Genomic DNA, 26,582 nt, shown 5'->3' with positions numbered 1-26,582 from the left:
TCCTCCCGATTTTATTTTTTGAATGATAGTGAACAAAAAGTGAAATAACTATTTCAGTAGATAAAAATTGTTTTTATCTAGCATTTCAATTTTTCATTTTCTTGTTTTTTTCTAATGAATTACTTTAACTAAGTCCATATTCCTTAATAGCTGCTTCAATATTGTCATATACTGGTGCACTCATGGCTGGAATACGGAATAAAATTGGTCCTGCTTCAATAACAGGAATCCCCGGTTCAAATCCCAAATCCGTGGCTGCTATTGGGGTGAAAATATCATAACCTTTTATCAAGTCTTCATTCACATCTTTGACCATTACCGCATCGCATTGGACATCATAGCCACGATTTGAAAGTTCTTCTTCAAGAGCATTTTTGATTTGGTGGCTTGAGTTTACTCCTGCTCCGCAAGCTGCTAAAATTTTAATCATTGTAACATCCTCCATTTTTATTTTTAATGATTTATTGTTTCCGATATATAATGAAATAGTTTATCTGCCTCATCCAGCTCGGATAAGGACTCTAGGTTGCCGTCAGCAGTAAAGAAATCCATCAATTGAGCCAAGATATTCGTTTGACTGGCATTAGAATTATTGATAATGAAGAACAAAAGCGATACTTGTACTTCATTTGACGGAACAATCATATTATGAAAAGTCACCGGCTGATCTAAGCGGACTACAACCACCTTTTCTGCTAAATTATGGACAATATCCGTATGCGGAATTGCTACATTCGGCAAATCTTTCCCTAAAAATTCCATGTCCAGCCCCGTAGGAAAGAACTTCTCTCGCTCAATCAAGGCGTCTTTATAAGAAGACGTTACAATGTGCCTCTCCTCAAGGAGATTTGCAACCTGATTGAAAAGCTCTTCTTGACTGTCAGCATGCAGACAAAAGACTAAATCTTTATCGAACAACTGATAAAGTTCCATCATATCCTCCTTCTATTTTGTTCTATTTTGTTTATAATCAAAGTATATCATTATATGTAAACAGTGTCAATAGTTTGTTTTGTTTTTTTATGTTATTTTTTGTTTGACAATATTTGCGTGAGATGTTATGATGTTGTTGTGAAATAAAAAAAGGAGGTATAACAATGAAAGTTATACTAGGTACAGACCGTGATGGTTTTGAGTTAAAAAATAAAGTAAAAACTCATTTACTCCAACTTGGTTATGACATTAAAGATCTCAACGAACAAGAAGGTGCTGCTGATTTTGTCGACTCGACAGATGCTCTTGTTGAAGAATTACGAAAAGATGATACTGCTCGTGGTATTTTGTTTGATCGTTTTGCAGTTGGTTCTTATATGGTTGCGAATAAACACCGTGGCATCATTTGTGCTGCTGTTTCAGATGAGCATTCTGCCATGATGACCATTCGCCACAATTCTACACGCATTATAACTCTCGGTGGAGCTATTATCGGTGAAGAATTAGCAAATGCCTGTGCAGAAGCTTATTTAAAAGCTGACTATGATGCTGGACGCCACCAAGTTCGCATTGACATGCTTAATAAATTATGTTAAAGGGTAGGAGGAAAAATTATGAAAATCGCTCTTGGCTGTGACCATATCGTAACAGATACAAAAATGAAAATTTCTGAACATTTAAAAGACCTCGGTCATGAAGTCATTGATGTCGGAACCTATGACTTTCACCGGACTCATTACCCAATCTTTGGTCGTCTGATTGCAGAAAATGTTGTTTCAGGAAAAGCTGATCTTGGAATTGCCCTTTGTGGTACAGGAGTCGGTATCTCTGCTTCTGCTGACAAAGTTCCTGGTACTCGTGTAGCTCTTGTTGGTGACGTTCTAACCGCACGCTATGCAAAGAAAGAACTCAATGCAAATATCATCGCTTTTGGTGGACGTATTCTTGGTCAAAATCTTATTCATAATATCGTTGATGTCTTTCTTGAAACAGAGTACGAACCAACAGAAGCCAACAAACGATTGATTGAAAAAATCGATAATAGCATTGAAGTTAGCCCTGAAATCGCTAAAAATGACCATATTTTCGATGAAGAAAATGCTAAATGGGCTCGCGGTGAATACCACGACTAAAAACTCAATACTCAGAAAAACAGGCTCAGTCTAATATGGATGAGGCCTGTTTTTTAATAAGATGTATCAATACCGCACGAAAGATACAAAACAAAAATCACCTGCTCCTATATGAACAGGTGATACAAATATTAACTATAAAACATTTGTATATGATTTATACTTTTCCTTGACCTTTGGTGAGATATGATCATCTGTGATTACTGCATCCAAATCATCCAACTGATAGAAACAATAGAAAGAATAGCTGTCAAATTTGCTATTATCTGCCACAATATACTTTTCAATCGCATTGTTCAAGATAATGGCATTGCCATTTCCTTCTTCTTCATTGGCAGTCGTGACATTATGACCGTCAATTCCATTGACACCAATAAATGCTTTAGAAACTTTGATTTCTTTCAATAATTTATTAGCAAATTGTCCGACAAACGTTTGTGTCTTCACCCGATAACGACCGCCAATCAGAATAATATCACAATTGGGATTATCTTTTAATTTTTCAAAAATAGGAAGCGAATTTGTCACAATACTCACACTTTTATCAGCCAAATAATCTCCGATAAAATCCGTCGTTGTTCCCGAACCGATAAAAACTGTATCACCAGAAAAAATCAAATTGGCACATTTTTGAGCAATTATTCGTTTTTCTTCAATATTTAACATCGTTTTTTCAGTATGGGAGGCTTCATTCAAGCCATTTTTTACTTTTTTGTGAGCTCCTCCATGAACACGAGTCAACAAGCCTTGCTTTTCCAAATCAATCAAATCACGACGTATCGTCATATCTGTTACATCTAGTAACTCTTTTAATTTCTTGACAGAAACCACTCCTTGCTGATCCAATTCTTGGAGAATCACTCTATGCCGTCCTTCTTTCATTTTATCTCCTTTCTAGTTTTATATAATTTTATTCCTCAAATATATTATACAACAATTTATTCATTTTGAAAAATTAAAAACAATATTTTTTTGATTTTTGTAAAATATTGTTTGACTTTGTTTTGTTTGTGTTCTATAATTAAACTATACAAAACAAAAGGAGTCTAAAGATGACAACAAAACAAGAAAAATTAAAACGTTTATGTGATAAAAACGGAATTATCGGCGCTTTGGCTATTGACCAACGAGGGGCTTTGCGTCGTATGCTTGGTGAAGATACTCCAGTTGAACAATTGGAAACCTTTAAAGTGCTAGTTTCGAAATACTTAACAAAATACGCTTCTTCTATCCTTCTTGATCCAGAGTTAGGTTGGAAAGCGGCGGAAGCTCGTGATAAAAACGCTGGATTATTAGTTGCCTATGAAAAAACAGGTTATGACAAAACTGTTCCCGGTCGCTATCCTGACCTCGTCGAAAATGTCTCCGTCCAACGTCTCAAAGCAAACGGTGCTGATGCTGTGAAAGTCTTACTCTATATAGATATTGACGAAGGTAGAGCAGTCAATGACGTCAAAGAAGCCTTTATCGAACGGATTGCTTCTGAATGTAAAGCAGAAGACATGCCATTTTTCCTTGAGTTGGTTTCTTATGATGCCAAGGTGACAGATGAAAAGGAATATGCCAAACTCAAACCTCGCAAAGTCATTGAAGCAATGAAGCTTTACTCACAAGAACGATTTGGCGTAGATGTTCTCAAAGTTGAAGTTCCAGTCAATATGAAATATGTTGAAGGATTCGCAGAAAATGAAGTTCTTTACACCAAAGAAGAAGCTGCTGCCTTCTACAAAGAACAAAGTGATGCAACTTCTCTTCCATTTATTTTCTTATCTGCTGGAGTATCCGCACAGCTGTTTCAAGATACACTTCACTTTGCTAAGGAATCTGGCTCAACTTTCAACGGTGTCCTTTGTGGCCGTGCAACTTGGACTGGTGCTACCAAAGCCTATCAAGAAGGTGGCGAAGCTGCTACAATTAAATGGCTTGAAACAATAGGTAAACAAAATATTGTTGAATTAGATGCAGTTCTCCAAGAGACTGCTACGCCTATTGTATTTAAATAACTTTGTATCTCCTTATAAAAACATAAAAAGACGAATTGCTATTCGCCTTTTTATGTTTTTATAATTACTTATCACCTTTATTACGGATGACAAATCCTGTTTTCTTCTCACTTGAAGTATTGCGAGGTTTTTTGTGATCTTTGCGGTAACGCTTTTCTTTGTCAAAGCGATCGTGGCGACCACTCTTTTTGTAATTGTCACGCCCATTAGTACGGTCACGACGATCATTACTACGACGCCCATTTTTGCTATTACGATTGCCTTTATTAGCTCCCGAAACATACTTAAATGGTAATGGCTTTTCACGCGCGATTTCTACTTCTGGTAGAGTGTCTGGATCTTGTACGGTTAAGGTCAATATATATAAAGCCAATTCTTCTGGTGTAAATTCAGTTGCCAACTTGCGAGCGTCTTTGCCAAACTTTTCAAATTGGTTGCGAATGTTTTCATCCGCAAAATCTCGCTCAATCTTTTTAAGTGCAACTTTTTTCTTAGCTTGAAAGGCTTCTTCTGCAGTGGCTGGTTTCATGCCTTTCATACGTTTTTTGGTCAAACTTTCAATGATTTGAAGATAACCCATTTCATTTGGTGCAACAAATGTAATGGACTGACCAGATTTTCCAGCACGACCTGTCCGCCCAATACGGTGTACATAACTTTCTGGGTCTTGTGGAATGTCATAATTGTAAACATGTGTAACACCAGAAATATCCAAACCACGCGCAGCAACGTCCGTCGCAACAAGAACATCTAAATTTCCGTTTTTAAAGTCGCGAAGAACACGGAGACGTTTTCCTTGGTCTAAATCGCCATGAATCCCCTCTGCACGGAAACCACGGATTTTAAGTCCACGAGTCAATTCATCAACTCGGCGTTTGGTACGCCCAAAAACGATAGAAAGTTCTGGTTGTTCCACATCCATGAGACGTGTCATGGTATCAAATTTTTCATTTTCTTTTACACGGATATAATATTGATCCACCAACTCCGTTGTCAATTCTTTTGCTGCAATTTTGACATGTGTTGGCTCTTTCATAAACTTCACGCCAATCTGCTTGATAGCATCTGGCATAGTAGCTGAAAAGAGAAGGGTCTGACGCTCTTCCGGCACACGTGAGATGATTGCTTCAATGTCTTCTAAGAAACCCATATTGAGCATTTCATCCGCTTCGTCTAAAATAAGCGTTTCTACATGATTGAGTTTCAGTGCTTTGCGCTTAATGAGGTCTAATAAACGTCCTGGAGTTCCAACAACAATGTGCGCGCCTGAACGGAGAGCCTTGATTTGCTTTTCAATGCTGGATCCGCCATAAACAGAACGGACTTTCACACCTTTGCTTCGACCAAAGCGGAAGAGTTCCTCTTGACTTTGAACAGCCAATTCACGAGTTGGTGCAATGACTAAAGCCTGAACAACAGGATTTTCTGTGTTAATTTTTTCAAGAGTCGGAAAACCAAAAGCGGCTGTCTTTCCTGTACCAGTCTGAGCTTGTCCAATCACATCTTTTCCTGCCATAGCCAGCGGGATTGTTTGTTCTTGGATTGGGCTGGCTTCCACAAAGCCCGCTTTGTCAATTTCTGCTAACAATTCAGCAGATAAATGTAATTCATTAAATTTCAATTTTTTCTTCTTTCTAAAAAGGCAGTGCGAAGCTACCTTATAAAACATAGTTATTTGCAACCTATCTAGTATAACACAAAGAATGATAAAAAGATAGGTTTTATTTTTTACTTCCACGCCGTACGCATGAGGAAAATGCATGTAACCCTTTTTTTCCGGAATACATGCATTTTTCAAAAAAATTTTCAAACAGATTTACCAATTAAAACTAAATACATTCATTTTGAATGAATTATACTTAAAAAATGATATTTATCGTGAAAACACGCTAATTGAAAACGATAATTTCTTCATGCACTTGGCGTGTTTTACTTTTTATTGGCTAGCCATTTTAAAGCTTTGGTCAATACAACCCACAGAACGAGACTAATAACAACAATATAAATCCAAGCATTTTTATCATTAGACAATGGAAGTGGCACATTCATGCCAAAGAATCCCGTAATAACTGCAAGGACTGCTAAAAGGACTGAAATGATTGTTAAAACGGTTAAACTATCATTTAGATTATTGTTCAAAATGTTATTGTAGGAACCAGATAGTTGACTGAGAACTTGAGAAATCAAGTCTGTCATTGCTACTAACTGACGAGCTTCAATCATGACATCGTCAAACTGCTCTTTTTCAATCTCATCCAAATGACGATAAATTGCATGTCCTTTAATGTGCTCTAACAGCATACGATTTTGCTTTGCAGCTGCTACCAAATAGACTATGGAAGTTTCTAAGTCTGCTAAAGCAAAGAGATTTTTCTTGGTGGTCGTTTTGTGCAATAACCGATTGATATGATCCTTTGTCTCATCCATTTTTTCAATAATGGGATAATAAGAATTGCACACCAATTCTAAACTAGCAAATAGAAATTTGTACACCGTCACAAGTTCATGATGTTCAATATAGTTTTTCATCATATCTACAACATAAGTATTTGCTCGATTGCTGACTGTTAAGAGTTTATCTTTCTGTACAATAAAGGTCATAGGAATAGTTTCATAATAGTCCTTATCCCTTTTTAAGTTTAATACGTTGAAAATAAAAACGACTGTTCCTGTTTCACGATTGTAATCCATGTGCGCTCGTTCATTTTTATCTAACGCGTACTCAATCGTTTCTTCATCAATATTGTATTCCTTATAAGAATCTGGATGTTGACTTAAAATATCTGCATCTAAGTTTATCCAAGACATTCCATTTTTCAACTCTTTTTCAATAAACACCCTTTTCTCCTTTCTTGACTTTAAATAATCTAAAGGATTGAGAAAAACGCTCAATCCTTCATCAATCGTTATTGCACTTCTTTATCTAATGCTTGATATGCTAACAAACGAACTCACTTAACCCAGTTCTGTTTCAAAAATCATTATGATAAAACTCCAACAATAGCATAGTTTTTAAGTGAATTACTTCGTTAATATGCCGTGGCAAGTCTCACATTTTCTTTAACTGAGTTCGAGCTAAATCCTATGAAGATAGATAAAGCTTCCTATTTTTCTAGCGTTACGACACGGAGTCGAACAATTCGATTTTACTTATTCGACACAGTTAGTAAGCCGTTTAGGCAGACCGCACATAGTGGCTGCCGTCCAATGACAGTAACTTCAGTTACTAGTCATTGGCAACGTCTTACATTTTCTCTAACTGAGTTCGAGCTAAATCCTCCTAGAAGCAATCGCTTCTTCGTCAGATTTTCTAATTTTCTGTTGGATTTTTAACGCTCTCACATTTTCTCTTCCAACTTGACATCTGGATATTTATCGGCAAACCAGCGCAAGGCAAAGTCATTTTCAAAGAGAAAGACAGGCTGGTCAAAGCGATCCTTGGCTAAAATATTTCGGCTGGAGGACATACGCTCATCCAGATCATCTGGTGAGATCCAGCGGACCGTCTTTTTGCCCATGGGTGTCATGACTACTTCGGCATTGTATTCATTTTCCATGCGGTGCTTGAAGACTTCAAACTGAAGCTGACCGACAGCTCCCAACATGTACTCACCAGTCTGGTAGTTGGTGTAGAGCTGAATGGCTCCTTCTTGGACCAGCTGCTCAATTCCCTTGTGGAAGGATTTTTGCTTCATGACATTTTTAGCCGCAACCTTCATGAAAATTTCTGGGGTAAAAGTTGGCAGGGGTTCAAACTCAAACTTATTTTTAACAACTGTCAAAGTATCACCAACTTGATAAGTCCCTGTATCGTAAACCCCAATGATATCACCGGCCACCGCATTTTCTACATTTTCACGTGATTCTGCCATAAACTGGGTGACATTTGAGAGTTTGACAGCTTTTTTGATACGGGTCAGATTTACACTCATACCGCGCTCAAATTCGCCCGATACGATGCGGACAAAAGCAATGCGATCACGGTGTCTTGGATCCATATTGGCTTGGATTTTAAAGACAAATCCTGAAAAATCCTTATCCAGCGGGCTGATTTCCTGATTATCTGTGGTTTTGTGTCCATGAGGCTCTGGTGCAAACTCCAAGAAAGTGTCAAGAAAAGTCTGCACTCCAAAGTTAGTTAGGGCTGAACCAAAGAAGACAGGGGTTAATTCCCCATTAAAAATAGCTTCCTGTGAAAATTCATTTCCCGCTTCCTGTAGGAGTTCAATATCCTCTAAAACCTGAGCATAAAATGGATTGTTGCCAAATATTTTTTCTCCTTCTTCGATGCTGGCAAAGCGCTCATCACCTTTACAGAGCTCCAGTCGCTGATTGTGCAAATCATAGAGACCTTCAAAGGATTTCCCCATCCCAATTGGCCAATTCATCGGATAGCTGGCAATGCCAAGCACTTCTTCTAGTTCTTCCAGCAAATCAAGGGGGTCACGCCCGTCGCGGTCCAGTTTATTGATAAACGTAAAGACTGGGATATTGCGATGTTTGACCACTTCAAATAGTTTTTTAGTCTGGGCTTCAATCCCTTTGGCAGAGTCCACCACCATGACTGCTGCATCCACAGCCATGAGGGTGCGGTAGGTATCTTCTGAAAAATCTTCGTGCCCTGGTGTATCAAGAATATTGACCCGTTTTCCGGCATAGTCAAACTGCATGACAGAAGAGGTCACTGAAATCCCCCGCTGCTTCTCAATATCCATCCAGTCAGATTTGGCAAAGTTCCCGGTCTTCTTACCCTTGACCGTACCCGCTTCACGAATCTCGCCTCCAAAGTAGAGCAATTGCTCTGTGATAGTTGTCTTACCGGCATCTGGGTGAGAGATAATCGCAAAAGTTCGGCGTTTTTTTATTTCATCTTGAATCGTCATTATGTCCTCTTTTTCTTTTTTATACTTTTTCTTTCGATTTCTGTGAAAACTCTTATTACATTGGACTGCTCCTAACTCGTTTCAACCTACCTATTATAGCGGATTTAAAGGATTTTTTCAATTGCTTAGAACATATAAAGAAGCTGGGGCAAAAGACTCAGCTTCCTTTGTTTGTATAGTCATAATTATAAGACGCAGTTTCTTGATATAAGAGACTACATTTTAGAATCTCACAATCACACTAGCAAAGAGAAAAATTACTAATATCATGATTAAAACCAGTAAATAGATAATCCGTTGTTTCCTCATTTGAAGTTCTTCTTTTTCTTCTGCCGTCATGGAAAAAACAGCCTTGTTTCGGTTTAATAAGTATAAAATCAAGCCTTCTCCCCGTTGACCGCCAGCTGCCAAAACTCCCCAGAACTTAGGATGTTTCATCCCACGAACCGCAGCATCTAATTCGACTAGTTTAAACAATTGATACACAAACAGCCCATTTGTTACGACGAGTAAGCCAATCAAGGTCAATAGATACCAAGTCATGATAGAACCTCCTATATTTTACGAATAATTTGTACTAATATATAACCTGTGGTGCCAACCACCAGAGCTACTGCCAACAGGGTCAGCAGATAACTCTTGGAGATTGGAATGATAAAAATAAAGAAAAGGAATAATAAACAAATATTACATATAAAGGCTAGTAAAATCTTTCGATTGCTCTTGACAGTGTTAGTAGAATTTTCTAAGTGCTGAATCATATGCTCATCTCCTTTCAACAATTCATCCAAACTAACCTGATACAAATCACTTAACTGCAAAACATACAAAATATCCGGATAAAATTTTTCTGTTTCCAAATTTGAAACAGTCTGTCTAGATACATTTAATTTTTCTGCGACATTTTCCTGTGTCAAGCCACTCATCTGATGTGCTTCTTTTAATTTTTTCCCAATTTCCATTATCCCACTCCTATCTTTCTACTTTTATTTTACTATTTTCGTTTATGAAATCTAGCAAAATTTTTTTACATTGAGAAAAAACAATAAAAAATCCTGCCAAATAAATTTGACAGAGGATGTAATACTTAAAGCTTTAAACTAATTTTGATTGCTTTTTCCATCGCCTTTTAAAATATTCATCAAAAAGGAGTAAAGCGGTGGCCAGAACCAGTGAGACAAGTACGTAATTCACCCAGATCCGGTCTCCCTTTATAAGCGGGGGATGAGTCATCAATCCATAATTTCCACCAGTTACGGCATTGACACCAACTAAAAACAAATCCAAAGCAAATGTGTAGCCCACAATCTCATACTTCTTCAACAGCTGCTTGTCATAGTGGTTGATAAGATAAACCAGCGAATTAACCAGCAGGCAGTAATGCCCCAGAAGAAATGAAAAGCTGGTGAGATGCGGAAAATCATAAGGGTCAAAAACTGGGTAACCAATTGCAAAAATCGCCCCGCTGACACCTAAAAGAGCAAAATACTGCTTGCTTCGACATTTATCTGGCAGCAGCAACATGGCAAACATGGCTAAGCGGCAATGATAAAAAGGCAGATTATTTGCAAATGAAATATGGAAACCAAAATACCAAGAATAAAGTATAACTAATTGAAAAGCTTGTAAATATTTAAAAGTTTTTTGATACAGTGGGGTTTGCGCACAACGAACTGAAGTGTAAATGAGGAACAAGAGAATTCCTATCATCGTCACATAGCCCATAGCAGAAATGGGAGGCGGTGCTGTTGTCTTTTGAGTCGTTAAAAAATTATTCAGCATAGCTTAATTTTCCTGTCTTACTGTTTCTCCTTGTTCTCGTCTAATTTGTTTAAAAATCAGAGAAACCACGAAAATTGCTAAAATCAAGATCAATGAAACAAAAATATAGTTAGCAATCATTCCATGACTTCCAACTAAAGGTGGTACTTTCAAAAATCCATAATTTCCACCACTCACCAGATTTACAAATAGTAATAAAAGATTCATACTAAAGCTAATCTCTCCAATTCGCCGTAAACTCAATAACTCGCTATCATAATGATTCAGCAAATAGGTGAGAGAATTTCCCAAAAGAGCATAGTGACCAATCAAATAGGAGACTAAAGTGATGTGAGGAAAAGCAAATGGGTCAAATAAAGGATAGACCAATGCACAAATAGGTCCAAACACTCCTAAAAGCGCAAAATACTGTTTATAGGTTGAAGAATCAGGCAGTAGCAAAACAGCAAACATCGCCAATCTGCAATGATAAAAAGGAAGTGATTCAGAAATTGGTGACAAGGTCACAACATACCAGCCATAAAGCACTAAAATTTGTAAACCTTGTACAGCTTTCAAAAAGTTCTGATAGCGCCTGTTTTTATGATATTTTACAGCACTATACATGACATAAATGATTCCTAAAAACATCATTCCATACCAAAATGGAGTTAATTGAGGGGCCTCCGTTTTATGACTTGTAAAAAATTCTTGTAGATTCATCTCCTACTCAACCATCCTATTACTTAATTCTTTGATAACACTCAGCTTTCTTGTTGTGGCGACAATACCTAACTTCTTTTCAAGAAAATTATTATTTAACTTCTTTTTTTTGGCATCTCTTGGTAAATACATATAAAGGCAAGCAGTTCCAACTGCAAACATTTCGTCCATAAAGTTCATTACTTGCAGTTCTGCCAATTGCTCCGTTGAAATGTAATTGTTTGTAAAAACGAGATGAATCCGTGACGAATCCAACTCCTCAGAAAAGGGATTTCCTAAAATAGCCCTTTCTAAATCGGACTTTTCTTTTACGATAATGGATAAATTTGCACCAATGCTTTCCAATATCACCTGATGCATGTGTTGTGCTAATTCTTCAGCTGGTAGGCTTGTTTCGCAAATCACATTGCCTGATTGAATATAACTTGAAACATTATCTAAACAAGATTGTTCCAACATTTGAACCAAATCACTCATCTTAGGGATCCGATTTGGTCCTGTTGGCATCACACCACGAAGGAGGGCAAGATACTGTACTTTATTGTTACCCTTCATTCTCCAATTCCTCCACTAAACTAGCTAAGTTCATAGAGTTACTTCCTTTTATTAGTAATCGATCCGTTGGTTTGAGTGCTTCTTTAACAGCCTTTACTAAGTCAGAAAATTGATCTTTTTCAGCATTTTTTACAAAATAATGGGCTTTTCCAGGCGAGAAAATTTCCTTAGCATAGGCAAATAGAGCAGCCATGTCCTCTCCATAAAGGAAAATTTCTGAAAGAATTTCTGGATTTAGGCTGGTTATCATGGCACCGTGCATTTGTTTAGAATCAGCCCCCAATTCTTTCATATCAGCTAAAACTGCCAGTTTCCGACCTTTTTCATTAAACGGAATCGTTGAAAATGTCTCTAAAATCAATCGCATAGCGGTTGGATTGGCATTGTAAACATCTGAAAGGATATCCGCACCATTTTTAGCTTTCTTCCACTCGGTGCGATTTCGTGTTAATTCAAGCGTTGCAAATGCTTTTTGGATCTTATCTTGTGTTACTCCTTCTTTCAATGCCACATAAGCTGCAATCATGGCATTTGTTGCATTGTATTTCCCAGTTACTGGAAGGTCAATGGCGTTATCTAAGAAATTGGTTTCAAAAGTCAAACTATCTTTTCGTTCTTCTAATTTCGTTAGGAAAATATCTTCATCTGGACCAAAACGGACTACATTTTGCTGGCTCGGTAGAAAATCATTGATAATCTTGTCCGCTGGAACAACCAAAAGAGTCCCGTCTTTCATGCCGTCGGCAATTTGCATTTTTCCTTTTGCAATTTCATGACGACTTTTAAAGAATTCTAAATGCGCTTCGCCAATCAGCGTCACAATACCTACTTTTGGCTGCGCAATTGTGGACAGAAGGTGAATATCCCCCATGTGATCTTGTCCCATTTCCAAAACGAGTTTTTCCGTATCATCTGGCATGTATAAAACCGTATAAGGAAGACCAATTTCATTATTGTAGTTTCCTTGCGTTTTATAAGTCTTGTAAGTTGTTGACAAGAGGTGAGCCAGCATATCTTTGGTCGTCGTCTTACCGTTAGAACCCGTAACTGCAAAGACATCTACCTTCATTTTTTCCAGATAATACTGTGCCAAACGCTGCAACGCTGCCAATACATCATCAACTAAAATATAAGGATAGTCGTCCAATTCTTTTTCTGACAAGGTTGCCGCAGCACCATTTTCAAATGCCGTCACAATAAAATCGTGCCCGTCACGTGCTCCTTTAAGAGGAAAAAACAAGTCTCCCTCTCCAATCAATCGACTGTCAAATTCTGCCTTTCCAAATGTACAATCTGGAAATTGATGAACATCATTTTTTGCTTTCAATACAGAAGCTACTTCATAGAACGTTAATTGCATTTTTTCACCTATATGTCTTAAATTTCTCTAACTCTCTCATTATACCACAGAATAACCTACTTTTACACACACTCGCCAAAGACATACTAAAACAATAGAAAAAAGAACCTTTCGGCTCTTTCAATCTTGTCTTACAACAAATGCTCTTCATGTTTTGTAAATGTTTCTTGCGCTAAGAGAACTAATTTCTCAATCAAATCTGTATAAGAAATGCCCATATTTTCCCAAAGCAGCGGATACATCGACCATTGAGTGAAACCTGGCATCGTGTTTAACTCATTAAGGAAAATCTCGCCCTTATCAGTATAAAAGAAATCGCAGCGAGCTAAACCAACACCGCCAATAGCATGGAAAGCTTTTTCTGCATATTGCCGCATAGTGGCAATGACATCTTCAGAGAGTTTTGCAGGAATATCCATGGTGATTTTGTTGTCAATGTACTTGGCTTCGTAATCATAGAAAGCAACATCTTTCACTACCTCACCTGGCAAACTGCTTTTGACTCCTTCATTCTCAAGTAAGCCAACTTCAATTTCACGCGCATTGACACCTTGCTCAATCAAGACACGGCTATCATATTTGAAAGCCAATTCAAGAGCAGAGCGCAATTCATCTTGATTTTCAGACTTAGAAATGCCGACACTAGAGCCCATATTTGACGGTTTTGTAAAAACTGGATAAGTTAGATTGGCTTCTACTGCTGCAATCTTTTCGTCTATATTTTCCCCTTCAATCACTGCTACATAGGGAACTTGCGGAATGCCAGCAGAAGCTAACACTCGTTTTGTCGTGATTTTGTCCATAGCCACACTAGAAGAAAGGATATTGCAACCCACATAAGGCATTTTCAACACTTCAAGAAATCCTTGGATAGACCCGTCTTCTCCCATTGGACCATGAAGAACGGGGAACACAACTGCCCCTTCTTCGTAAATATCACTTGGTTTAATTTTTTGACTTTCAACAATACTATCGTTTGTCATTAATTTTTCATTGTCAGCAGGTTTGCTTGAAAATTCTTGCGTCTTGATGAAATCACCTGCTTGTGTGATGAAATAAGTCTTCACAAAGAATTTATCATAGTCAATCGCACGCATGACACTCTCCGCTGATAAGACAGAGACCTTTCGTTCGGCACTGCGACCACCATAAAGGAGAATAATTTGTTGTTTTGCCATTTTTATACCTAACCTTCTTATCTTAAAAGAAATCTACAAATTTAATCGCTTTTTAGTATATCATATTTTAGATTGTTTTTGAATAGAAAAAGAGCTTCCATTTTCTTTTAAAGGAAAGCTCTATTTTCTTTTTTACAATTCTGTGCGATTCTCAATAGCCCGAAGCAGCGTCACTTCGTCTGCATATTCAATATCAGAACCAACTGCTAATCCACGAGCCAGGCGCGTTACCTTGATACCAGCTGGTTTTAACACCCGTGAGATATACATGGAAGTTGCTTCCCCGTCCGCTGTCGCATTGGTTGCCACAATTACCTCTGTTACCTCACTATTCATCAACCGTGTAATGAGACTTTTCAGATTGATGTCGTCTGGTCCAATACCATTCATAGGAGAAATCAATCCCTGCAAAACATGGTACAAGCCATGGTATTCTTGAATATTTTCCATAGCAGAAACATCTCGGCTATCTTCTACAACCAAAATAGTAGATTGATCCCGTGTCTCATCGGTGCAGATAGTACAAGGGTCATCATCTGTTAAATTGCCACAAATAGAACAATAGGTCAGCTCACGTTTCGCTGCAAGCAAATTTTTAGCAAATTCATTGACATCATCATCACTCATACCAATGGTATAAAACGCCAAACGTGTTGCTGTTTTTATGCCAATTCCTGGTAATTTTGAAAAGCTATCAATCAATTTTGCAATCGGTGTTGGATAAAGCATAGTATCCTTTCTAATTCATTGGATGCTGTTGATGATACAAGTTAATAATATCACGAGTTATACTATGGCTAACGGTTGAAGATAAGTCTGTATTATGTGGAAAAACAACTGCAACTGCAATTTGCGGATTGTTACTTGGTGCATAAGCAACAACGTTTGTATTGATGGCTTCCTGTTTTCCATTATTGACAAACGTTTCAGCTGTCCCTGTTTTCGCACTGATTGGCACTGCTTCACCTTGAAATAAAGTACGCCCTGTTGTAAAGCCGCTTGTTCCATGTACTACTTGGTAAAAACCTCGACGAATCAAATCCATGTTGTCTTTTGAAATATCCACTTTATTTAACTCTTTGGTGGCTTTTCCTTCAATTAATTTTCCAAGACCACCTTTTTCATTATTGTCATAAATTCCTTCCACTAAGTGTGGTGCGATACGAGTACCACCATTAGCTACCGTTGCAGCATACTGAGCTAATTGCATCGGTGTATAGTTATCAAACTGGCCAAAAGCATTGGTTAAATAGTTTGCAAACGTATATTTTTTAGGAGTATAGCCTTCGGACTCACTTGGTAAATCAATTCCTGTAGATGCTCCTAATCCATATTGCGCAAAAGTTTTACGCAATTTGTCCATAGAGGAATTCAAATTTTTCAAATCAATCGTCATATTAGGCGAATAAGGGGTTCCCATCATATTCAACGCTAGTTGAACCATATAAGTATTGGATGAATATTCTAATGCCTCTAAAGCTGTAATTTGTCGAGGGCCATACTGAGTAAACCAAGAAGTGATAGCAGAGGAACCTCCAAAAGAAATCGGTTGATCTGTCAGAACTTGGTTACCTGTGATAGCTCCACTTCCCCAACCTGCTGTCAAAGTCGCACCCTTAACAACCGAACCAGGCACAAAGTTATTCATAATGGTACCAAGTGAATCGGCTGTCAATTCTCCAGTATCAATATTATGTTTTAAACCTGCCATTGCTAGAATAGCACCCGTTTTTGGATTCATAGCAACAGCATAAACACCCTCAGAATATGTCGCATGACCGTTTGCTAATTCTGCACTGAAATACCTTCTCAAAATATCTTCCACACCATTTTGGAAAGTCAAATCCATCGTTAATTTCAGATTATTTCCCTTACTACCATTGGAAATATTTTTCACGCTCTCCATATTTCCATTTTTGTCAAGATTGATTTCTTTGATTGCGCGTTTCCCTTGAAGAGTAGATTCGTATTGCTTTTCTAAATAGCTTGTTCCAACACGGTCATTAAGTGAATAGCCTTTTTTCAAATAAGCATCAACTTCCTCTGCAGGTAGTCCTGCCTTCTCACTTGAGACACTTCCAATGATAGAAGCTAAAGATGTGTCTAACACTTTTCTATCCCAGCTGGTGGTAATACTGATACCAGACAATTCTTTTGAGCTAGAAGCAATTGTCGCAATTTGGTCAGGAGACAAATCGTCTGTTCGGATATTTCCCGTCTCAAAATTTGCAATAGCATTCATTTGACTAAACAAATAAATAACTTTTTTATCTTCATTTGAGTAGTTTAATTTGACCACATCAACACTTTTAACGGCATTACTATAAATCTTCGACTCTGTCAAACGATTTCCATCTGCACTATACTTTTTATTTTTAGGCAGTTGATTGACGACCTTCTTATAAACCTCGCTATCTGCCAAATAATAATCGACCTGTTGTCGCTCAGTAACGTCTGCATTGGAAATGGAAACTAACGGCAGTAATTTTTGAGCAATTTCTTTAATCGTTTCAGCTCTCATTTTATTGCTACGCGTAAAGGAAACGACTTGCTTGGTTGTATTTTCCACCAAAGGTTTTCCACTTGCATCATAAATTTGCCCACGAACAGAGCTAGTTGTTACTTTGGTTTTGCTGGCAGTCGCCAATTTTTTTGTATAAAATTCCCTATGCACAACTTGCATATAGCCCAAACGAACAATCAAACTCATAAACAATAAAATCACAATCCCAAATAACAAATTGAGCCGTCTAGGAATGGAATGACTATCAAATTTTCTTTTTTTCTTAAACATGTTTTCTCTCATTCTAGTCAAAATGCTACCTTTTATTGTACCACAAATCCAAGAAAATGAAGTCAAGTAAAATGGAAACACTGATAAAAAACACAGCTAAACCAATTAGAATTTTGCACAATATCAAAAAGCTCTGTTTACGCAGAGCTTCTTAATATTTTATTGGGCTTATTTTCCAAGATAGTATTCTTTTACAAGATTCAATTTATCATCAAATTCAAATACAAGCGGTGGGAAATTAGGAATTTCCACATTCATGATTTCATCATCTGATAATTGTTTGATATGTTTTACAAGAGCGCGGATTGAGTTACCATGCGCACCTACAAACACATTTTTACCATCTTTCAAAGCTGGAGCAATTTTATCTTCCCAGAATGGAAGAGCACGTTCCAAAGTAACTTTCAAGTTTTCCGCATCTGGAATCACTGAATCATCAAGGTTTGCATAGCGACGGTCAGTATGTGCTGAATATTGATCATCTTTTGCCATAGCTGGTGGCAATACATCATAAGAACGACGCCAAATATGAACTTGTTCGTCACCCCATTTTTCAGCTGCTTCAGCTTTATTTTGACCTGTCAAACCGCCATAATGACGTTCATTCAAGCGCCATGATTTTTCAACTGGCACCCAAAGTTGACCTGCAGCTTCAAGAGCAAGATTTGTTGTTTTGATAGCACGTGTCAAAACAGATGTGTAAGCTTGGTCAAACTCAATACCAGCTTCTTTAATCAATTTACCAGCATCAATCGCTTGTTGCGTCCCTTTTTCAGACAAATCAACATCAGCCCAACCAGTAAAGAGGTTAGCTTTATTCCATTCAGACTCACCATGGCGAGCAAAAACTAATTTTACCATTAGATATCTCCTTTGATTTTTGAAAACTGTCTTACAGTCATTTTATATTTTACAAAATTTTTCATAAAAAATCTAGTAGCAATAGGAGAATATTTGATTTTTACTGTTTTCTTTATTCAAACAGTGTATCTATTTACTCAGCTATCTCCTAAACAATCAGCACAAATTCCATATATCAGCACTTTGGTTTTTGTGATCTTATAACCTGTCTGCTTTTCAGCTTCACGTCTCAGATCAGGTAGGTCCACATCTTCAAAGTCTGCAATTCGTCCACATTTTTCGCAGACAATATTCAGATGTTCATGCCCCATAAAATCAAAATAGGTCGTATTGTCATTCTTTATCTTGATTTCTTCCACAAAACCCTCTTCAATCAATACTTTCAGATTATTATAGACCGTTGCTAGGCTCATGTTAGGAAACTCAGGCCTCAAATCTTGATAAATCTTTTCTGCACTAGGATGCGCATGCGTCCAAATCATATAGGCAATAACCGCCTTTCGAGTCTCTGTAATACGCACACCTTTCACTTTTAACCGTTGAATAACATTTTCATAATCACTTTGATCTTTAATTTCTAAATAAGGATGTAAATTCATGCCTACCTACTCATAATTGTTTTTTCTTATTATATCATGAAATTAAGAGAATACGTATTTAGAATGATTGTAAATAAATGCAATGATCAGCTTTTGTCTTTCAAAACACAAGAAAAGCCTATTGAACAACGCCGAAACGTTGATACAATAGGCTTTTTGTCGTTGAATTATTTAACAGCATCTTTAAGAGCTTTACCTGCTTTGAATGCTGGCACTTTAGAAGCTGCGATTGTGATTTCTTTACCAGTTTGTGGGTTACGACCTTTACGAGCTGCACGTTCACGAACTTCAAAGTTACCAAAACCGATCAATTGAACTTTTTCACCAGCTGAAAGGAATTCAGTTACTGCTGCAAATACCGCATCAACTGCTGCTGCTGAATCTTTCTTAGTCAATTCTGTAGCTTCTGCTACTTTTGCAATCAAATCTTGTTTGTTAGCCATTTAACAAATCCTCCAAAATATTTTATGAATTAGTAGTCACTAACTCTAACAAGTATTATCATATCTAAAAAATGTTATGAGGTCAAGCACAAAACGAACTTTTTTCAATTTTTCCAAAAATATCAAACTTATTCATAGCGAACGAGGATTGCCCACGCATTTTCACCTGTATGTGTTTGAATAATAGAACCAGTCTCCAAAACAGAAATCGTTTTTTCCACACACGGTTGCAAAATCTGTTTCATTTCGTTCGCCAATTCGGCAGTTCCTGCATACGAAATTCCAATCTCTGCTACTTTTTTATCCTTCAGACTTACAGCCAAATCATTGACCCATTTTTTAAAAGTTTTTACGCCCCGCCCCTTTACAATTGGTTGTAGTTCATGCTGTTTCATCTGCATCACCACTCGAATATTCAGAAGCGAGCTGAGAAGTCCTGTGACACGACCAATGCGACCTCCTTTTACAAGATTTTCAAGAGTTGATACACCGATATAAAGTTCCGTTTTTTCACGCACTTCTTCAATTTTTGCCAAAATATCTTCTAAATCAGCACCTGCCTTGGCTAATTTGGCAGCTTCTACCACTTGAAACTTCAAAGCTTGATCTGTAAAAGAGCTATCAATGACTGTGACATCGACGTTTGATAAAGTGGCACCTTGACGGGCGGCTTCAACTGTTCCAGATAAAGCATGGGACATATGAATTGAAATGATTTTATCAGCATGTTCACCCAATCGTTCAAAAACCTCTGCAAAGACGCCGACGGGCGGTTGACTTGTTTTAGGAAGATTTTTACTGGACTGCATCAAGCGAAGAAATTCTCCTTCTTTCAGATCAGCATCGGAATAAACAACACCATCTACCATTACAGACAAAGGGACGATTGTAATCTCTAAATCCTCTACAATTTGCGGTTCAATCGTAATAGATGAATCCGTTACAATTTTGATTTTTGTCATGGTTTTCCTACTTTTATAAATTTTATCTATTTAATTTATTATATCAAAAAAATAACTTTTTGTGGAATAATTTTTCTGGATAAAATGTGTAAAAGGTGTGTAGAGCTTTCTATTTTTCTAAATAAACAGAATTATTAAATTTTCAGAAAATAATTGACACTCTTTTATTTTTTTGTTAGCCTAGTGATGTATCTTATTGAAGCTGTTGCTTTGAAGAAAGGGTTGATAAATGAAACAGACAAAATTTTTAGGAATTCTTTGTCTCGCTCTGGTTATGATTTCAATTACAGTTGGTTCTAGTCACTTTTCGTGGTGGCAGCTGCTACATGGAGATAAGCAGACCGGGCTGCTATTTTGGGAGTCACGCTTGCCAAGGACAATTAGCATTCTCCTAGCGGGCTCTAGCATGAGCATTGCCGGGCTTCTTATGCAGACTGTTACACAAAATCATTTTGCTGCTCCTAGTACAGTTGGAACGGTCGAGGCTGCGAAATTTGGTATGTTGCTTAGTTTATTTTTCTTTCCGTCAGCCACATTAGCGCAAAAAATGCTATTTGCTTTTGTATCTGCTATTTTTTTTACGATTATTTTTATTAGATTTATCAGAAAATTCTCATTTAAAGAAAAATGGTTGTTACCACTTGTCGGGATTGTTTACAGTGGAGTGATTAGTGCAGCAGGAGAAATCATTGCCTATCGTTTTGAGCTTGTCCAAAGCATGACTTCATGGACACAAGGCTCTTTTTCCATGATTCAGAAACATCAATATGAATGGTTATTTTTAAGTTTGATTATCTTGATTGCAGTATGGAAGCTATCAGCCACGTTTACCATTATGAATCTAGGGGAAGACGCTAGTCATAATCTAGGCATTTCCTTTTACCAAATGGAGGGAATGACGTTGTTTCTCATTGCATTGACGACAAGTGTGACGATGATTACAGTCGGCTCTCTTCCATTTATCGGAGTCATTGTTCCAAACATCATTCGGAAATTTTATGGTGACCATATCACACGCATTAAGGGGCTGACCGCATTAACTGGTTCCTGTCTCATCTTGGTCTGTGATATTGTAGCTCGTCTAGTCATTCGCCCTTACGAAGTTTCCGTCAGCTTGATTTTAGGAATTTTAGGTAGTTTGGCTTTCGTATATCTTTTATGGCAAGGTGCTGCTCATGAATAAAATGAAGAGTCAAACAAGAAATCGCTTACTTTTATTGCTTTTGGTAGCTAGCTTGAGTGGCTTGTTATATCTCATGCCAATGGACTATCCTTTACTAGGTTTTATTATGAAATTGCGCTCGCAAAAGTTACTAGCCTATCTCTTAGTCGCCATAGCTGGAGGTCTTGCTACAATCAGCTTTCAAACAATCACAGAGAATCGTTTTTTAACACCAAGCATTCTTGGAATGGAATCTCTCTATGTCTTTATGCAGACGATTTATCTTTTCTTTGCTAGCAAATTCATCGGCAATACTGGTCATCCTTTGCTTGAGTTTATCTTAGTCTTACTCATACAGTGTGGCTTCTTTTTCTGCCTGCAACCTGCATTAAAAAAGTTACTTCAGCAAGGATTTGTATTTATTTTATTGATTTGCATGGCACTAGGGACGCTCTTTAGAAGCGCCAGTACATTCTTGCAGGTACTAATGGATCCTAATGAATATGATAAACTGCAAACAAAACTATTTCCTTCCTTTCAACGAATAAATATGGATATTCTATCTGTCGCTGCAATTATCATTGGACTAGCAGGTTTGTATTTGTTAAAGAAGAACGCTATTTTGAATGTCTTTCATTTGGATAAAAAGACAACAACTATTTTAGGTGTAGAAGTTGAAAAAGAGCAAAAAAAGATACTATGGGCAATTGTTTTGCTGACTTCAACGACAACTGCTCTCGTTGGACCTATGATGTTCTTCGGCTTTATGATGTCCAATTTAGCCTATCTGTTAATCAAAGAATACCAACACAAATGGTTATTCTCAGTAGCAATTTTACTCGGTTTTCTTTCTCTAACTACTGGGCAAATGCTGGTAGAGCGTGTCTTTCAGCTCCAAATCAATGTCAGCATGGTCATTGAGCTTGTCGGAGGGTTATTCTTCTTTTATCTTTTAGCTAAGGAGGCAAAACGCTAGAATGCAATTAAAAAACGTTGGCAAATCATTTGGAAATCAAGCAATTTTAGAAGATATTCAACTGAATATTTCACCGAGCAAATTCACCGCCTTTATTGGACCAAATGGTGCTGGAAAATCAACGCTGCTTTCCATTATGAGCCGTTTGCTCAAGAAAGATCACGGTTTTCTCAGTATCAAGGGAAAAGAAATTGAAGCTTGGAACTCAAAAGAGCTCGCCAAAGAATTAACCATTTTAAAACAGAAAATCAATTATCAATCTAAATTAACGGTTGAAGAATTGGTTTCCTTCGGTCGCTTTCCTTATAGTCAGGATCGTTTGACAAAAGAAGATTTCAAAAAAGTAGAGCAAGCACTTGAATATCTGGACATTCTTGATTTAAGAAACCGTTTTATTGATACACTCTCCGGAGGTCAATTGCAGCGCGTTTTTATCGCTATGGTGCTCACTCAAGACACTGATTTTATCCTTTTGGACGAGCCACTAAACAATCTAGATATTAAGCAAAGTATTTCTATGATGAAAATCTTGCGTTCTCTCGTTGATGACTTAGGAAAAACGATTATCATTGTCATTCATGACATCAATATTGCCAGTCAGTATGTTGATGAAATTGTCGCCTTTAAAGACGGAAAAGTCTTTTACCAAGGCACAACCAATCAGGTCATGAGAAAAGAAATTTTAGATCCATTGTATGAAATGGACATTACCCTTAGTGAAATCAATGGTAAAAAAGTTTGTATTTATCTATAATATTAATTTTGGAGGATTTCTAATGAAAAAGAATACAAAAACACTACTTCTATCTCTCTTCACAGCTATTGCAGTTGTGCTACTCGCTGCTTGCGGAGCCAATAAACAGACCAATTCAAAAACGACAAATTCTTCATCTGCTTCTAGTGAAGTCACTGTCAAAACAGCAAATGGAGATGTGAAAGTCCCTACCAACCCTAAAAAAATTGTAACACTAGATTTAGGTGCAGCTGATACCATTCGTGCTTTAGGTAAAGAAAGCAGCATTGTCGGTATGCCAAAGAAAACTCTTCCTACTTACTTAAAAAATTTACCAAGTAGCATTAAAAATGTAGGTAACATGAAAGAACCAGATATGGAAGCTATCGCAGCTTTAAAACCAGACTTGATTATTGCTTCTGGTCGTACAGCTCAATATGTCAAGAAACTCAAGGAGATTGCCCCTACTGTATTATTCCAAACAGACAACAAAGATTACTGGGGTTCTACTAAGAAAAACATCCTTTCTTTAGCAAGTATCTTTGGGGAATACGGAACCAAAAAAGCTAAAAGTGAATTAGCTAAATTAGACAAAGAAATTCAAACTGTTGCTGCTGCCAATGAAAAATCAAATAAAAAGGCTCTGACGATGATGTTAAATGAAGGTGCAATGTCTGCTTTCGGAGCTAAATCACGTTTTTCTCTTCTTTACAGCACTTTGAAGTTCAAACCAACAGATGCTAAAATTAAGGAATCAAGACATGGACAAGAAGTCAGCTTTGAAAGTATCAAACAAATCAATCCAGACATTATCTTTGTTCTGAACCGCACTCTTGCTATCGGTGGGGACAATTCGGCCAATAAAGACTTACTGAATAATTCACTGATCCAAGAAACAAATGCAGCTAAAAATAAAACTATTGTAAACTTGACATCTGACCTTTGGTACCTCAGCGGAGGCGGACTCGAATCAACAAAATTGATGATTGAAGATGTAAAAAATGTAGCTGGGAAATAATATAAAAGAGCTGAAGAAAACCTTAAATGAATTTCCTTCAGCTCTTTTATCGTCCCCAACTTCTAATTATCCTCTACCGCGAAACCATCATTTGTGATGAAATGATGTTCTAAAATTCCCTCATTTCCAAATAAAACTCCGTGGAGAACACCGCCATAGACAGCACCGCCATCCATGCCAATTTTTTGATCCTGCGTTTGCCAAAGGCGACTTGTCCCAGGCATCTCAGAAAAAAGATAAAAAGTCGGAGTATGCCCAAATACAATTATCTTTCCTGTTTGATTAAGACCTTGATGAAAGGGCTCACGTATCCAAACTTTTTGATAATCGCTTGTTTCATGCCAATCTTTTAAAGTTAAATCAACTCCAGCATGTACAAAAATATAGTTATCTGTTTCAACAAAGAAAGGCATCTGACGAATAAAAGACACGAGGTCTGGCGCCTCTTCCGACACGCGCTTCGCGTCTTCAACTCCATCAACAGGAGTATCTAAAGGTCGCCCCAAAATGGAATTGATTGTTGTGTCACCGCCATTGCAACGATAATGAGCATAGCCGCTCTCAGGATTGTCCAGCCAAGTTAAAAACATGTATTCGTGATTCCCAGAAATACAAATCGCTCCTTGCTTGTCGACAAGACTTTTCACACACTCTAAAACCGCTCGGCTGTCCTCGCCACGGTCAATCAAATCTCCCAAAAAGATGAGCTGACTTTCTCCATCCCATTTTTTGAGTAATTCTTTTAGCATTTTTGCTTTTCCATGTACGTCACCAATTACAAAATAATTCGTCATGATTACCTCCTGATAACAACCCATTTAGCACAAGCCAAAGAGTATTTCATTTTTTCAAGAGCTCTCTAGCCTGCGTGAGGGCTGCTTGGGTCACATTTTCGCCCGCCAACATTTTGGCAATTTCTTCGACACGCTCCTCATCTGATAACAAGCGAACAGTTGAAACGGTCGAATGCTCATCAGATATTTTTTCAATGAAAAATTGATAATCCGCGATTGCAATCACTTGAGGTAAGTGCGAGATGGCAAGGACCTGTCCGTTTGAGCCAATCTTATGAATCTTTTGGGCAATAGCTTGCGCAACACGTCCCGATACGCCCGTATCCACCTCATCAAAGACAATGCTGGTCTTGCCTTCCTTACGAGAAAAAGCGGACTTGATTGCCAACATCAAACGAGACAATTCACCACCTGAAGCAACCTTAACGAGCGGTTTGTAATCTTCACCGGGATTGGTCGAAATATAAAATTCAACGTGTTCATTTCCTTCACGACTAAATTTTCCCTTGGTAAATTGAACTTGAAAATTCGCCTTTTCCATATAGAGGTCTTGCAGTTCTTGCTGAATCTCTGCTTCTAACTGCTGGGCTAATTCGTGCCGAGCCTGACTAAGACTGCTTGCTAGAGAAACCAAGCTTTTTTCCAGCTTTTTCAGCTCTTTGTCCAAATCATCTGATGAAAGATTTTTCCCAGTAAGTAGAGCATATTCTTTAGAAATCTGCTCAAAGTAAGCTAGGACATCATCTACTTGACCACCGTATTTGCGAGTAATACTATAGATTAAATCTAGGCGACTTTCTACTTCTAAGAGACGGCCACCATCAAAATCCAAGTCTTCTAGAATATCCTCCAAACGCTTTGTCACATCTTCCAACACATAGTAAGATTCAGAAAGGTTGGTCGCAATTTCTTTGTAAGTGGCGTCATAGTCTTCAATAGCTTCCATGTCATTCATGGCAGAACGAACATTCGCTAAACTAGAAAATTCTTCATCATCCAGCATGGCATAAGCATTGGTCAAAGTGTCCGCAATCTGCTTATGATTGAGCAACTTATCACGTTCTTGATTTAAAGCTAAATCTTCACCTGCTTTTAAATTAGCTGCTTCAATCTCTGCAATTTGATATTCCAGCATGTCAATCCGCGCTTTATTTTCTTCTTGATTCTTTTGAATTGTTAAGACCTGCTTACGCAACTGACGATACTGGTCAAAAGTCTGTTGATAATCAGCTTTGAGCTTGAAAAATGCGTCAGCTCCAAACTCGTCCAACATGGCAATATGCAGCTGCGGTCGCATGAGTTCTTCTTGATCGTGTTGACCGTGAATATCCACCAAATGCTGTCCAACAGCTCGCAAGACAGACAAATTAACCATTTGACCATTAATACGACTGACACTACGCCCATTTTGAAAAATTTCCCGCCGAATAATCAGCTCCTCTGTCATATCAAGTCCTTGCTGCTCAAAGATTTCAACCAAAGCCTTACTCTGCTCAATTGCAAAAAGCCCTTCAATCTCTGCTTTTGATGCACCGTGACGAATCACATCTGTTGTTGCGCGGCTTCCTAGCATCATGTTCATAGCATCAATGATAATAGACTTTCCGGCCCCTGTTTCACCTGTCAAAACGGTCATGCCTTGCTCAAAATTGAGGGAAATCTCTTCAATAATTGCAAAATTTTTAATGGAAATTTCAAGTAACATAGGCTA

General features: G+C 37.6%; 28 protein-coding genes. 7 read left to right on the top strand and 21 right to left on the bottom strand.

Features of this window, described 5'->3' with window-relative positions:
- Nucleotides 1-124 precede the first annotated feature (124 nt).
- Both ANG_RS03910 and ANG_RS03905 read right to left on the bottom strand, forming a co-directional pair.
- Nucleotides 125-430 (bottom strand): PTS sugar transporter subunit IIB, encoded by a 306-nt coding sequence (locus ANG_RS03910; RefSeq protein WP_003036155.1) that lies wholly within the window; start codon nucleotides 428-430, stop codon nucleotides 125-127.
- Nucleotides 431-453: 23 nt separating this feature from the next.
- Nucleotides 454-933 (bottom strand): PTS sugar transporter subunit IIA, encoded by a 480-nt coding sequence (locus ANG_RS03905; protein ID WP_025271681.1) that lies wholly within the window; start codon nucleotides 931-933, stop codon nucleotides 454-456.
- Between the two features lie 164 nt (nucleotides 934-1,097).
- Between ANG_RS03905 and lacA the strand changes: the two genes are divergently transcribed.
- Together lacA and lacB are read left to right on the top strand one after the other, a co-directional pair.
- The gene (gene lacA / locus ANG_RS03900; protein ID WP_003036173.1) at nucleotides 1,098-1,529 is read left to right on the top strand and encodes a galactose-6-phosphate isomerase subunit LacA; all 432 of its coding nucleotides are present in this window, start codon (nucleotides 1,098-1,100) and stop codon (nucleotides 1,527-1,529) included.
- A gap of 18 nt (nucleotides 1,530-1,547) precedes the next feature.
- Nucleotides 1,548-2,066: a galactose-6-phosphate isomerase subunit LacB gene (gene lacB / locus ANG_RS03895; protein ID WP_003035857.1), complete on the top strand. Its 519-nt coding sequence runs from the start codon at nucleotides 1,548-1,550 to the stop codon at nucleotides 2,064-2,066.
- Between the two features lie 135 nt (nucleotides 2,067-2,201).
- Here lacB and ANG_RS03890 read toward each other — a convergent pair whose 3' ends face one another.
- A complete protein-coding gene (locus tag ANG_RS03890) occupies nucleotides 2,202-2,948 on the bottom strand; it encodes a DeoR/GlpR family DNA-binding transcription regulator (RefSeq protein WP_003036175.1) in 747 nt (248 codons plus the stop codon).
- Between the two features lie 170 nt (nucleotides 2,949-3,118).
- Here ANG_RS03890 and lacD point away from each other — a divergent pair, with 170 nt between their 5' ends.
- The gene (gene lacD, locus ANG_RS03885) at nucleotides 3,119-4,069 is read left to right on the top strand and encodes a tagatose-bisphosphate aldolase (protein WP_003036090.1); all 951 of its coding nucleotides are present in this window, start codon (nucleotides 3,119-3,121) and stop codon (nucleotides 4,067-4,069) included.
- Between the two features lie 64 nt (nucleotides 4,070-4,133).
- Here lacD and ANG_RS03880 read toward each other — a convergent pair whose 3' ends face one another.
- The 16 genes from ANG_RS03880 to ANG_RS03805 all read right to left on the bottom strand — a co-directional run bounded on the left by ANG_RS03880 (nucleotide 4,134) and on the right by ANG_RS03805 (nucleotide 20,188).
- The gene (locus ANG_RS03880) at nucleotides 4,134-5,690 is read right to left on the bottom strand and encodes a DEAD/DEAH box helicase (protein ID WP_025271680.1); all 1,557 of its coding nucleotides are present in this window, start codon (nucleotides 5,688-5,690) and stop codon (nucleotides 4,134-4,136) included.
- A 308-nt stretch (nucleotides 5,691-5,998) separates the two neighbouring features.
- Nucleotides 5,999-6,907: a magnesium transporter CorA family protein gene (locus tag ANG_RS03875; protein WP_003036020.1), complete on the bottom strand. Its 909-nt coding sequence runs from the start codon at nucleotides 6,905-6,907 to the stop codon at nucleotides 5,999-6,001.
- 500 nt (nucleotides 6,908-7,407) lie between these two features.
- Nucleotides 7,408-8,952, bottom strand: coding sequence for a peptide chain release factor 3 (locus tag ANG_RS03870; RefSeq protein WP_003035967.1), 1,545 nt, complete (start codon nucleotides 8,950-8,952; stop codon nucleotides 7,408-7,410).
- Between the two features lie 222 nt (nucleotides 8,953-9,174).
- On the bottom strand, nucleotides 9,175-9,495 hold the full coding sequence (locus ANG_RS03865) for a hypothetical protein (RefSeq protein WP_003036181.1): 321 nt from the start codon (nucleotides 9,493-9,495) through the stop codon (nucleotides 9,175-9,177).
- Between the two features lie 11 nt (nucleotides 9,496-9,506).
- Nucleotides 9,507-9,914 (bottom strand): helix-turn-helix transcriptional regulator, encoded by a 408-nt coding sequence (locus ANG_RS03860; protein ID WP_003036085.1) that lies wholly within the window; start codon nucleotides 9,912-9,914, stop codon nucleotides 9,507-9,509.
- A 133-nt stretch (nucleotides 9,915-10,047) separates the two neighbouring features.
- Complete coding sequence (locus ANG_RS03855; protein WP_020999766.1) at nucleotides 10,048-10,734, bottom strand: YwaF family protein; 687 nt, start codon at nucleotides 10,732-10,734, stop codon at nucleotides 10,048-10,050.
- 3 nt (nucleotides 10,735-10,737) lie between these two features.
- Nucleotides 10,738-11,436, bottom strand: coding sequence for a YwaF family protein (locus ANG_RS03850; RefSeq protein WP_003036069.1), 699 nt, complete (start codon nucleotides 11,434-11,436; stop codon nucleotides 10,738-10,740).
- 3 nt (nucleotides 11,437-11,439) lie between these two features.
- Nucleotides 11,440-11,991: a DUF1697 domain-containing protein gene (locus ANG_RS03845; protein WP_025271678.1), complete on the bottom strand. Its 552-nt coding sequence runs from the start codon at nucleotides 11,989-11,991 to the stop codon at nucleotides 11,440-11,442.
- Nucleotides 11,981-13,351, bottom strand: coding sequence for a UDP-N-acetylmuramoyl-tripeptide--D-alanyl-D-alanine ligase (locus ANG_RS03840; protein WP_025271677.1), 1,371 nt, complete (start codon nucleotides 13,349-13,351; stop codon nucleotides 11,981-11,983). Before ANG_RS03840 ends, ANG_RS03845 begins: the two co-directional genes overlap by 11 nt.
- Before the next feature lie 131 nt (nucleotides 13,352-13,482).
- A complete protein-coding gene (locus tag ANG_RS03835; protein ID WP_003035935.1) occupies nucleotides 13,483-14,529 on the bottom strand; it encodes a D-alanine--D-alanine ligase in 1,047 nt (348 codons plus the stop codon).
- Between the two features lie 132 nt (nucleotides 14,530-14,661).
- On the bottom strand, nucleotides 14,662-15,258 hold the full coding sequence (gene recR / locus ANG_RS03830) for a recombination mediator RecR (RefSeq protein ID WP_003031408.1): 597 nt from the start codon (nucleotides 15,256-15,258) through the stop codon (nucleotides 14,662-14,664).
- Nucleotides 15,259-15,268: 10 nt separating this feature from the next.
- Nucleotides 15,269-17,335, bottom strand: coding sequence for a penicillin-binding protein PBP2B (gene pbp2b / locus ANG_RS03825; RefSeq protein ID WP_020999767.1), 2,067 nt, complete (start codon nucleotides 17,333-17,335; stop codon nucleotides 15,269-15,271).
- A 156-nt stretch (nucleotides 17,336-17,491) separates the two neighbouring features.
- Nucleotides 17,492-18,184, bottom strand: a complete 693-nt coding sequence (locus tag ANG_RS03820) for a phosphoglycerate mutase (RefSeq protein ID WP_003036126.1) — start codon at nucleotides 18,182-18,184, stop codon at nucleotides 17,492-17,494.
- 137 nt (nucleotides 18,185-18,321) lie between these two features.
- A complete protein-coding gene (locus tag ANG_RS03815; RefSeq protein ID WP_003035860.1) occupies nucleotides 18,322-18,783 on the bottom strand; it encodes a Fur family transcriptional regulator in 462 nt (153 codons plus the stop codon).
- 167 nt (nucleotides 18,784-18,950) lie between these two features.
- On the bottom strand, nucleotides 18,951-19,226 hold the full coding sequence (locus ANG_RS03810) for an HU family DNA-binding protein (RefSeq protein ID WP_003036014.1): 276 nt from the start codon (nucleotides 19,224-19,226) through the stop codon (nucleotides 18,951-18,953).
- A gap of 128 nt (nucleotides 19,227-19,354) precedes the next feature.
- On the bottom strand, nucleotides 19,355-20,188 hold the full coding sequence (locus tag ANG_RS03805) for a DegV family protein (RefSeq protein ID WP_006269763.1): 834 nt from the start codon (nucleotides 20,186-20,188) through the stop codon (nucleotides 19,355-19,357).
- A 229-nt stretch (nucleotides 20,189-20,417) separates the two neighbouring features.
- On the opposite strand from ANG_RS03805, the gene ANG_RS03800 reads away from it, so the two are divergent.
- Genes ANG_RS03800 through ANG_RS03785 form a run of 4 tightly spaced genes read left to right on the top strand, consistent with a single transcriptional unit; the run spans nucleotide 20,418 to nucleotide 24,077 of the window.
- Entirely contained in the window at nucleotides 20,418-21,371 is a 954-nt protein-coding gene (locus ANG_RS03800; protein ID WP_003035980.1) for an ABC transporter permease, read from the top strand.
- Nucleotides 21,364-22,326, top strand: a complete 963-nt coding sequence (locus ANG_RS03795; protein ID WP_003036017.1) for an iron chelate uptake ABC transporter family permease subunit — start codon at nucleotides 21,364-21,366, stop codon at nucleotides 22,324-22,326. The genes ANG_RS03800 and ANG_RS03795 overlap by 8 nt, the downstream gene beginning before the upstream one ends.
- Nucleotide 22,327: 1 nt before the next feature.
- Nucleotides 22,328-23,080, top strand: coding sequence for an iron ABC transporter ATP-binding protein (locus tag ANG_RS03790; protein ID WP_003036288.1), 753 nt, complete (start codon nucleotides 22,328-22,330; stop codon nucleotides 23,078-23,080).
- Between the two features lie 22 nt (nucleotides 23,081-23,102).
- The gene (locus ANG_RS03785) at nucleotides 23,103-24,077 is read left to right on the top strand and encodes a siderophore ABC transporter substrate-binding protein (protein WP_003036100.1); all 975 of its coding nucleotides are present in this window, start codon (nucleotides 23,103-23,105) and stop codon (nucleotides 24,075-24,077) included.
- 62 nt (nucleotides 24,078-24,139) lie between these two features.
- Here the strand turns inward: ANG_RS03785 and ANG_RS03780 are convergent, their stop codons facing one another.
- Nucleotides 24,140-24,871 carry a metallophosphoesterase gene (locus tag ANG_RS03780; RefSeq protein WP_003036167.1) on the bottom strand — a complete coding sequence of 244 codons (732 nt, stop codon included), beginning with the start codon at nucleotides 24,869-24,871 and terminating at the stop codon, nucleotides 24,140-24,142.
- Between the two features lie 46 nt (nucleotides 24,872-24,917).
- The gene (recN, locus tag ANG_RS03775) at nucleotides 24,918-26,576 is read right to left on the bottom strand and encodes a DNA repair protein RecN (RefSeq protein WP_020999768.1); all 1,659 of its coding nucleotides are present in this window, start codon (nucleotides 26,574-26,576) and stop codon (nucleotides 24,918-24,920) included.
- Nucleotides 26,577-26,582 lie beyond the last annotated feature (6 nt).

It is taken from the genome of Streptococcus anginosus subsp. whileyi MAS624 (assembly GCF_000478925.1).
In the GTDB taxonomy this organism is placed as follows: domain Bacteria; phylum Bacillota; class Bacilli; order Lactobacillales; family Streptococcaceae; genus Streptococcus; species Streptococcus whileyi.
Note: the sequence above shows the minus strand (reverse complement) of the source record. Positions and strands in the feature narration are given on the sequence as shown.